Genomic DNA, 10,205 nt, shown 5'->3' with positions numbered 1-10,205 from the left:
ACAACGGTATGCTAAGAACAAAAATGCCGTTCACTCTTAAGTGAACGGCATTAGCCCTTCATAGGCGGTTTTTGTTTACGCTAGCTTGTATAAAGATCTGTTTTTATAAACATCATCTTTTAGCTCACACGAGTTGATTACTCGTCGTCAGTTTTTGGCGCAACTTTCTTCTTAGGGATAAATACTGTATCACCCACTGCCACATTCTTGTGGAAGCTCTTATCGCGCTTAACCGGTTTCTTCGGCGTCTTCTTAGCTTGAGTATTGGTTTTCTTCTTCGCAGGCCCGCCTTTAGCAAAAGCAGGTTTACGCGGCTTAATACCTTTGAACTTACCTTTTAGTCCTTCAAGTACAGAGAAGGTAAGATCTTGTTGAAGGTAAAGCTCAACACGCTTGAAGCTATCCCAATCCTTTGGACCAACCAAAGAGATTGCATCACCTTTGTTACCCGCACGACCAGTACGACCAACGCGGTGCACGTACTCTTCTGTATGCTTAGGCATGTCAAAGTTAATAACATGGCTTACGTTTGGAATATCGATACCACGTGAAGCAACGTCTGTTGTTACCAAGATCTTGTAAACCGCACGCTCGAACTGGCTCATGATTGCATTACGTTGCGTTTGGTTTAGGTTACCGCTCAATGCCACCGCTTTAAGCTTCTTCTCGTTTAACTTCTCGGTTAGGCGATCAGTATCAGCACGAGTTGCCGTGAAGATCATCACCTGACGGTATTCAGCTTCTTCAATAACACGATCCAGAATTGCTTCTTTATGATCTAGATGGTCACATAGGTAAAACTTCTGAGTGATATCAAGGTGCTGTTCGTTAGAAACACCCACTGAGATGCGTTTAGGCGAATCTAGCATTTCATTTGCAATGTCGTTCACTTCCGCGTGATCAAGTGTCGCAGAGAACATCAACGTTTGACGGCGACGGTGTTTAGCTGCGTTCGCGATACGACGCAATTCAGGTGCGAAACCTAAATCTAGCATACGGTCAGCTTCATCAAGGATCAGCGTTTCAACACCATCTAAAAACAGTGAGCGGTGCTCAAGGTGATCCGCAAGGCGGCCTGGAGTCGCAACAATAAAGCGAGGGTACTTACGCAAAGCCTTAACTTGGTCGTTAAAGTTTTCACCACCCAAAATAAGTGTCGCTTCGTAAGACAGACCACCAAGCATGCTACGCAGCTCGCCATAAACTTGTTTTGCTAGCTCACGAGTAGGAGCCAAAATTACACCACGAGGATCTTTAGCAGAAAACGCTTTTGTTTTTAATGCTTTATGAATCATTGGCAACACAAACGCCAATGTTTTTCCTGATCCCGTTTTTGATGAAGCCAATAGATCCTTACCAGCAATAGCAACAGGGATCGCTTTTGATTGGATCTCTGTCGCCTTCTTGAAGTCGTAATGTTTTAAGTTCTTCAGTAAGCGGTTATCTAAGCCTAAATCTTTAAAGTGCAAAGGACTCTCCAGTCATGATGGTATTGAATAAAATTAATTTAACGTGACATGATACCGCGAAAGTACTTTATAAGGATAGAGATCACAGAAAATTTATCCCTTTATCTCTCGTTTGCTAGAACATTGTATGCATTGCTCGCAAAGAAATAACTCTCCAAACACATCAAAACCGGCTCTCACCCCTCCATCTCATAAACGAGACATAACGTGACGCTCAGCTAATTACCTCAAAAATTTAGTAATTTCTCTAGTTATTGTTTTTGCAGTTAAAAAATTAGTCGCTACAATCATTAATGAAGCGACTATATGATAAAGAATGTATAGCGCATCTTTTGATGATAAATAAGTAAGGAGTTCTTATGAATAAGACGTTAATCGCAGCTGCAGCCTCAGTTTTCATTTTAGCTGGTTGTTCTTCTGAGCCAGAAGAAGCTGCAATGTCACAAATGGATCAATTGACTAACCAAGTTGCTGAGCTAACCAGTGAAGTTGAAGCACTTAAAGGCGATAAAGCGGCAGCTGAAATGAAAGCTCAAGAAGCAGCTGCAGCCGCTATGGCAGCAAAAGAAGAAGCGGATCGTGCTAACGACCGTATCGACAACATCGCAGAGTCTTACACTAAATAGTTTGAGAGCTCAGTGCGATTAAGCTGTAGATTAAATCAGTCGCAAAATGCAGTAAATAGACAGCACCACCTCTTAACGGATGTGGTGCTTTTTTTGGGCGTTACTAATTCGAATAAAAGGCATTAATTCGAGTAAACAAAGATAAACGCCCCTTATTACAGAAGAGGCAATCAAATTAGAACTCAATCACAGGTGGTGCTATCTCAACAGGCACGCCATTTTGAGCAAATATCACCGCTTTCGCTTTTGAATTTGGTAGATCTGCATCTTCAAGCCACCATTTTAATTCAACGGGGATTTGCAATAATTTCTTAGAGCCGTCGCTTCGCGTCAATGGTTCGTGAGCTTCAACAAACACGCTCCTATCTGGCTCTAAAGACACTTTGATAGGCTCATCGATTATTGTGACTTGCTCACCACGACTAACCTGCTCAAAAAGCCACTCAATATCTTTAGGTTCCATGCGGATACAGCCGGAGCTGACTCGCAAGCCTATCCCAAAGTCTTTATTGGTACCGTGTATCAGATAATCACCTGCACCATAAGCAAGTCGTAATGCATACTCGCCCAGAGGGTTTTCCGGCCCAGCAGGAACCACTTTTGGTAGCTCAATCCCTTTCTCTAGATACTCTTTACGAATTGAGTTTGGAGGCGTCCAAGTCGGGTTGGGTCTTTTTTGGCTTATCTTAGTGATCATCTCTGGGGTATCTCGCCCCACTCGACCGATGCCAACAGGAAATACGTGCACCTGATTTTTCTCAGGTTCAAAGAAGTACAACCTTAACTCGGCAAGGTTAATCACAATGCCTTTTCTCGGCGTATCCGGCAGAATCAAACGGCTAGGGATACTTAACACATAACCTTCAGCCGGAAGAAAAGGATCAACGCCTTTGTTTGCCGCCATTAAAGAGAGAAAACCAATATCGTATTGCTTAGCAATGATAGCCAACGTTTCGCCAGCAGCCACTTCGTGTTGTTGTATTCTGCCGACGATGCGGCTTTCAGCCGGAGGCAGTACAAAGGTCGCCGCAGACACATACGACGAAGCCATCGCTGCCACAAGCAAGGTGACCCTCACTAGAGGTAAAGCTACCTTACGTATCTGTGTTCTCATTGAGTGCAAAGGCGTCGAGTTAGCGCAATACGACATACAATTCCTTGGTTTGTCTTTTAATCAAAGTTTAGATTATCGCTGATCAAACGTCGCGACAACGTATTGTTGCTCCAAGCTGATATGCAACAGGCCTTTATTTGTCGTTTTTCTTCTGGACATAGCGTAATTTAACCACACAAAATCGATTGCCTCTAAACTTTCAACATATTTGGTTATCTATATGAATAATACTTTAAAGGTAGAGTAAATTTGTGACAAACATCTCACGGAGCCTCGTTTTAACTCGCTAATATTGCCTCAACAAAACGAATTCAATTCAACAGAATCGGTAATTAATAAAACCCTGTTCCTATAATTACCGTTAAAACTTTGGAGAACGACCATGGCTACACCTCATATTAATGCTCAAGCTGGTGATTTCGCAGAAACTGTACTTATGCCAGGCGACCCGCTTCGCGCAAAATACATTGCAGAAACATTCCTTGATGACGTGAAGCAAGTTTGTGACGTTCGCAACATGTTTGGTTACACAGGCACTTACAAAGGTAAGAAAGTTTCTGTAATGGGCCACGGTATGGGTATTCCATCGTGCTGCATCTATGTACATGAGCTAATTGCTGAGTACGGCGTAAAGAACGTTATTCGCGTAGGTAGCTGTGGTGCGGTACGTGATGACGTTAAACTAATGGACGTTGTTATCGGTATGGGTGCATCGACTGACTCAAAAGTAAACCGCATTCGTTTCAACAACCATGACTTCGCGGCAATCGCTGATTTCGGTCTTCTAGAAGAAGCCGTAAACCAAGCACGTGCACAAGAAGTTCCAGTTAAAGTTGGTAACGTATTCTCTGCAGACCTTTTCTACACTCCAGAAGCTGACCTTTTCGAAAAAATGGAAAAGCTAGGCATCCTTGGTGTTGATATGGAAGCAGCTGGTATCTACGGTGTTGCTGCGGATCTTGGTGCTAAAGCTCTAACTATCCTAACAGTATCTGACCACATCATCCGTGGTGAGAAACTAAGCTCTGAAGATCGTCAAAAATCTTTCAACGACATGATGAAAGTTGCTCTAGAGACTGCAATCAACATCTAACGAATTGATAAGATACATTGAAAAGCGTTACCCCGCAGCCAAGCTCACTTGGCTGCTCAAATAATCCCGAGGGGGAGATCGTGTCTAACGACAAGCTGCCAAAAGATGCGGATGGTTTGCAACTCAACTTTTGTAAAACATTGGCGTGTGACAACTTTGGCTTGAGCGATGCAAAACGGTATGTTTTGCAACACGCAAACCCTAAGCGTCCAGCGATGGTTTGTCGTGAATGTGGAGCTTTCCCCCCCTTACTTAACAATCGTGAAGTGTTAAGCGAACTTCATCGCCTAAGACAACTTCACAGCGACGGGCTCCCTGCTTGTCGTAATGATGATTGCGATAACTTTGGCTTATCGGTTCATACCCACAAACATCTTTATCATGCCTTCGGCTACAGTGGCGATAGGCAGCGTTACAGATGCAAAGACTGCCAATCAACCTTCGTTGATAAGTGGTCAGGATCCAACAAAAAACTTCAGTTTCAAGAGAACCTCATGGGCTTATTGTTCATGGGGTATTCAGTACGTGAAATTTGTAGAAAGTTAGAGATCAATCCAAAGACTTTCTATGATCATGTTGACCATATCGCCAGTCGCTGTCGTCGCAAGTTAGCGATGATCGATGCTCGTTGGGTCAACCATGCTAAAGATTACGAATTCGCTTCTCACTACCAACGCCTGCAACCGAAAAGCAACAATGGTGTGGTATGGATAGCGACTGGCGAGGCACACTCTGGCTACATCCTTTGCCAACACGTAAATTACTCTCAAAATGAAGAACCATCTGGAAGTGCTGATCACAACCCTTATGATGACGTTGCACGCTTTGTGTCTAAAGAGCACTCTTCAGAAGCGAATCTCGAACTTCCTCAGCCGTCTGACAAACTGAAAGAGCGCATTGAGCAGCAATACCAAGTGATTCTTGCGAGAGGTAATGTCGAGGATCCAATGGGGAACCTCACGACATTCAGTTACCCTTCGAAGGGCGCGCTAATTCGACCGCCTTATACTTCCTATGCTCACTTCCTACACGTGCTTGATATGTGTGATGAGAATAAGCATGTCACGATCTATATGCCACAAGACCCATTACTAAGATCTGCCGCTCTAAGCGTTTGCTTGCCGCGTATTCAGAGTCAAAATGTTGACCTTATGTATGTAGAGGAAGACTCAGGTTGGCAAGATGACCAAAATTTTGAAAAGATCGACATCGTTCATATGAGTTGGTGGCGCGATCGTTGGGCTATCGCGAGTCAAGGTGACAGTCAAAAAGGTATCTGCTACCTAACGGGTAATAATCCAGAACCAAAACAGTGGTTTAATACAGCTTCAATTCAGCAAACAAAGTTCTATCAACAACGTTTTCAGTTGTTATTTGATAGCTTCATCAATGAGCCAAGACGTAAACTTCGTCCTGGGGGCATTCTTCCATTACTCGACATATTTAGATCTTGGCACAATCTGTGCTACCAAGATAAGCAAGGGTTGACGGCAGCACAACGCTTAGGTGTGACAGAGCAGCCATTAACTCTTAAGCAATTGCTTTCATAGAAATTTACCATCTAGACAAGCGCTCTAGAACTCATTGATTTCAAATCAAAAGCATGAGATAACACCCAGAATTGGAAAAGATACGTGTCCCCTTTATGCTCAGCGAGAGATAATTGATGCTTATCATCAATCACACTCCTATAATGATTGTGTTATCAATATGTTCGATAATTATGGATCTAAGCCTTGGACAAAAATCAGTACCTTCTTGAAACCGAACTAGAACAACTCAAAACTCGCGTTGATTCTGAGCCATTGGTGATCCTAGAGATTGCACAACAATGCCTAGTCAGATCAGAGCAAGTTCTGTTTGAAGAGGGCGCTATCCAGTCATTCATGTTAATGGCGAGATGTTGTTGGAACCTTATGGATTACCAGAAAGGTTTAAAATACATCAAGGAAGCCTACAAACGCCAAAGCCGATTAGATACCGATCATTTTCTCCCTGAAATTCTCCACTTACACGCTCTCCAATTCTGGGGACAAGCCAAGTATTACTCCGCCCAACAGTTCTGGATCAATGCATTAGAACAATCTGCACTGGTTGATGAAGTGGAGATTCAAATTGAATGCCTCATTGGCCTTGGCAACATTTGGCGAATGACTCACGAATATAAACTTGCACGCTCTACCCACCAGCTCGCTGTAAAAGTAGCGAATAACAGCCGCATTGGTTGGTTAGAAGGCAAAGCAAGAATACTTCTCGCATGGGATTACTACCTGCTCAACAACTATGTTGAAATGCTATCGGTGCTCGACGGTGCAGAAGAAGCACTAAAAGAATATAAAGATAATACTTGGCACGCTGAAGTATGGGATTTTCGAGGCCTTGCCCTACTTGGCCTTGAACGTTTGGATGATGCAGAACGAGCCACAGCCAAAGCGCACAAGCTAGCAGTAGAGCACAACCTTGTATGGATGAAAGCGCATTCCTACATCAGTCGAGCTAGACTGGAGCTCTTAAGAAAGAGGCCAGAACAAGCCGCCGAGTTGCTAAGGCTGGCAGAAGAGTCAGCAAACGAATTCGATAATGGCGAACTGCTTAGCCAAATTTGTTATCAACAGTCTTTAGTCGCAGAAGAAAATCAAGATTTTGAAGCCGCATTGATCGCTTTTAAGAAGTATCGTCAATATTCTACCGGCATGCTTAAAGAACAAACAAATCGTGTCGGTTTAGACAAAGCGCGCAGTTCAAAACGCCAGCTTGAACAGAGAGCTCGTAAGCTAATTAACCGCATTCGAGGTCAACACGAACACGACCCGGAAAAGCACCTCTCTTATGTCGTTTCCGAAACCTTCTGGTGGGAAAAACTGGTACTATTTAAGACGGAGCTTAAACGCTCTAATCACTGCATCATCATGTTCCATCACATCGATACCGATTACTTAGATGTCTGTACCGAGATAGCACATACCTTGTGTAATCAGAACGACTTCATTGCAAGGCTAAGTTCGGAACGTGTGGCTCTTATGCTTTCCGAAAAAGACGAAGCTGCTGACCAGATCTTCAAAACTCTGACCACCATGCTAGATATCTATCCATGGCACAGAAAAGGATTAAAAGGTTCGAGACCGACCGTCAGCCTCAACGATATTTTGACGTTCCCGTTCACTCTTGAACAACTAGAAGAAGACGATGCTGAGGTAACAGAATGATGGAAACCCTATTAAGCAAGATTACAGATGCAGGTCTAGATCCTTCATCGGTATCGGGTGAAGAGGCGATCATATTCTGGAATCATATTCGCCAACACGTTTCGACGACACAAACAGAACAAGCACACTGTTACATCATCAGCTCTGAGTACCGCGCCGAGTTACAACAAAATCAAACCAGTATTGATGAATTAAAACTGGCACTCGACCTACTCCACCTTCCTACAGATATAGAAGATATTCTTACTGTAAAGACCAGCTTAAGTAATCGCTTGGTTGAAATTGGTGATTACACGTCGGCACTGAATGAATTCGTCAGCTCATCGACAATCGCCGTTGAGCACGGACATATCGATGAATATGTAATGGCTATCTTAGGTATGGGGAACCTGTGTGACGCTTACGGAGACCACAGCAGAGCTCTTCGCTACTACCAAAAAATCAATAGCATAGATCACGCGATAAGCAGTCGATCACTTCGTCTGAAATTCAAGCTTTATATGGTAGCAAGTCTGCTACTGCTCAACCGAATAACGGCGGCCAGCGACTTACTGAACGAATGCGAAGAACTGAGCATTTTAGTGAGTGATAAGCTACTCACAGCTCAGATACTGTTGTATCAAGCAAAAGTGCTCCGTGCTAAGAAAAAGCACCATGAAGCGCTTCGTTGTCTGTCAAAAATTCAATATCCAGCCAACAGTACTCAAGCAAGTTGGCTCGCGACCATGACTCGTCTAGAGTTAGCACATTGCTTGAGTGCGACCGGAAAGCAAGACTATGCAAGTATGATCTTGTCGAGCACCCACAAACGTGTGAAGCCCGGCTCGTCACCTGTGCTTGCGAAGCGCTTCTATGATTCTCTAAGTGATGTGTGTTTGAATCAAGGTCGTTTTGAAGAAGCGCTGAGCTACGAGAAGAAAGGCTACCGAATTGAAACGGATCTGATGAAGCAGATCCCGATCAGCGAACTCGGTGCAAGCCAACTGCGCCGTCTATCTCGGTTTGAATTACAACTTAAACTCATTCTCTCCGAACAAGAGAACAAAGAGCTTAAAGAGACAACAGAGCAACATAAAAATACAGTTGCTCAGCTACAACAAGATGTTTTCACCGATCCACTGACCGGGTTACACAACCGTCGCTGGTTAGATGTGAAACTGAAAGATCTACTGCTACACGAAACGCCTTTCGCATTAATGGTTATCGATATCGACCACTTTAAGTCAATCAATGATGAACTGAGCCACTTAGTGGGTGATAAAGCGATCGTCAGCGTTTCTCAAGAACTGCGTTCATACTTTAAGTTTAGAGGCGCGTCATGTGTCAGGTTTGGCGGAGAAGAGTTCCTCGTCATCCTTGAGAATACTGACCTTGCGAAAGCAGAAATGCACTCTGAAAATTATCGAGAGCGTATCTTCCAATTTGGGTGGCATGAAATACTCGGCGAGCGCGGTTTAACCGTTAGTATCGGTATCACTTTGCATCGCGATGGAGAAAATACTCAGCGTACCTTCTATCGTGCAGACAAAGCCCTATACCGAGCTAAAGCCAACGGCCGTAATCAAGTGTGTACAGAGTAGTAACACGTCTGTCTGTAGGTCTGTAGGTCTGTAGGTCTGTAGGTCTGTAGCTAAGCCCGCCTCTTATTGATAAAAGAACAAAGAGATTCCACCTAATGCGGCAAGTGTCCCGATGATACTTTGCTTTGACACCTTCTCTCCTCTAATCGCATAAATCACCAAAATAAAGACCGGGCTGGTCGCTATTAATGTTTGAGCAATCGCAGGGTTAGCATTTTTCAACGCCACTTGCTGAAGCCATAGAGCGAGAAACGTCCCGACAAAGATTGCCCCTAATAACCAAAGTTTATCGAGCTTGGTCATTGCCCATAAATCTCTTTTTATCGACGAGTACGGCTTCTTTTCAACGAAAGGGATAATCAGCATTACGGCAAACACGCCAATCGTCAGGCGAATCAAAGCACCTAACAATGGTGGAATGTCACCCGCCACCAATGCGTAGTGGGAAATCACCACACCCGACGCCTGACAAACACTTGCCATAAGCCCATATCCAATGCCACCCCACTGTGCTTTGTCATTAGAAATATCATTACCATTCGCTGATTTCGACGGCTGAAAGACCACAAAGGTCACCGCTAAGGTTGTTATCACAACACCGAGCCAACTTTGCAAAGTGAGTGCCGCGCCAAGAAACATTAATGCCAAAACACCAGAAAGAGGTGGAGCCAGAGACTCCAGCAACAAGGTCTTATTGGCACCAATTCTTTTTAATGCCGCAAAATAAGCACTGTCACCAACTGCGATACCAATGACTCCCGAGATCGCCAAGATCCCAAAATGGTTAGCACTCAGTTCGAATTTAGGCATTGGTATTAACGGCATGACCAACAGCATCATGCCAGAGGCTACAACCCCCTTAACAATGTTCAACTGCATCGCAGAGAAGCGATGTCCAAATTGCCCATAGATCCATGTCGCACATGCCCACACCATCGCAGCGCCAATGGCCGCTAATTCACCTATATACATCCGCATTTATCCTTTATTTTTTGTTGTTATGATTATGGCTATGCGCATCGTTTGAATCAGAACTGTCATCTTGTCAGCAAGAAATCCGAAATAACCTATTCAAGTTCAATTGGATTTTATAAGATCCATCAGTGATTTTATTCTC

The 10,205-nt window shown here is 43.9% G+C and carries 8 protein-coding genes; 5 read left to right on the top strand and 3 right to left on the bottom strand.

Annotated elements, in window-relative coordinates:
• Positions 1-137 precede the first annotated feature (137 nt).
• A complete protein-coding gene (locus AB6D80_RS12465) occupies positions 138-1,469 on the bottom strand; it encodes a DEAD/DEAH box helicase (protein WP_009845828.1) in 1,332 nt (443 codons plus the stop codon).
• Positions 1,470-1,828: 359 nt separating this feature from the next.
• Between AB6D80_RS12465 and AB6D80_RS12460 the strand changes: the two genes are divergently transcribed.
• Positions 1,829-2,095, top strand: a complete 267-nt coding sequence (locus AB6D80_RS12460; RefSeq protein WP_009845829.1) for an Lpp/OprI family alanine-zipper lipoprotein — start codon at positions 1,829-1,831, stop codon at positions 2,093-2,095.
• 175 nt (positions 2,096-2,270) lie between these two features.
• Here AB6D80_RS12460 and AB6D80_RS12455 read toward each other — a convergent pair whose 3' ends face one another.
• Entirely contained in the window at positions 2,271-3,245 is a 975-nt protein-coding gene (locus AB6D80_RS12455; RefSeq protein ID WP_372188646.1) for a L,D-transpeptidase family protein, read from the bottom strand.
• Between the two features lie 346 nt (positions 3,246-3,591).
• Between AB6D80_RS12455 and deoD the strand changes: the two genes are divergently transcribed.
• The 4 genes from deoD to AB6D80_RS12435 all read left to right on the top strand — a co-directional run bounded on the left by deoD (position 3,592) and on the right by AB6D80_RS12435 (position 9,088).
• Positions 3,592-4,302: a purine-nucleoside phosphorylase gene (gene deoD, locus AB6D80_RS12450; RefSeq protein WP_004732072.1), complete on the top strand. Its 711-nt coding sequence runs from the start codon at positions 3,592-3,594 to the stop codon at positions 4,300-4,302.
• A gap of 80 nt (positions 4,303-4,382) precedes the next feature.
• The gene (locus tag AB6D80_RS12445) at positions 4,383-5,852 is read left to right on the top strand and encodes a lactate dehydrogenase (RefSeq protein WP_029223173.1); all 1,470 of its coding nucleotides are present in this window, start codon (positions 4,383-4,385) and stop codon (positions 5,850-5,852) included.
• Between the two features lie 186 nt (positions 5,853-6,038).
• Positions 6,039-7,508 (top strand): hypothetical protein, encoded by a 1,470-nt coding sequence (locus AB6D80_RS12440; RefSeq protein WP_009845832.1) that lies wholly within the window; start codon positions 6,039-6,041, stop codon positions 7,506-7,508.
• Entirely contained in the window at positions 7,508-9,088 is a 1,581-nt protein-coding gene (locus AB6D80_RS12435) for a GGDEF domain-containing protein (protein WP_029225485.1), read from the top strand. The genes AB6D80_RS12440 and AB6D80_RS12435 overlap by 1 nt, the downstream gene beginning before the upstream one ends.
• Before the next feature lie 63 nt (positions 9,089-9,151).
• Here AB6D80_RS12435 and AB6D80_RS12430 read toward each other — a convergent pair whose 3' ends face one another.
• Entirely contained in the window at positions 9,152-10,060 is a 909-nt protein-coding gene (locus AB6D80_RS12430; protein WP_135383617.1) for a DMT family transporter, read from the bottom strand.
• Positions 10,061-10,205: the final 145 nt, after the last annotated feature.

This window comes from Vibrio sp. 10N.247.310.17, assembly GCF_041466605.1.
GTDB classification, from domain to species: domain Bacteria; phylum Pseudomonadota; class Gammaproteobacteria; order Enterobacterales; family Vibrionaceae; genus Vibrio; species Vibrio tasmaniensis_A.
The sequence above is the reverse complement of the archived record's forward strand: the minus strand, read 5'-3'. Positions and strand labels throughout refer to the sequence as shown.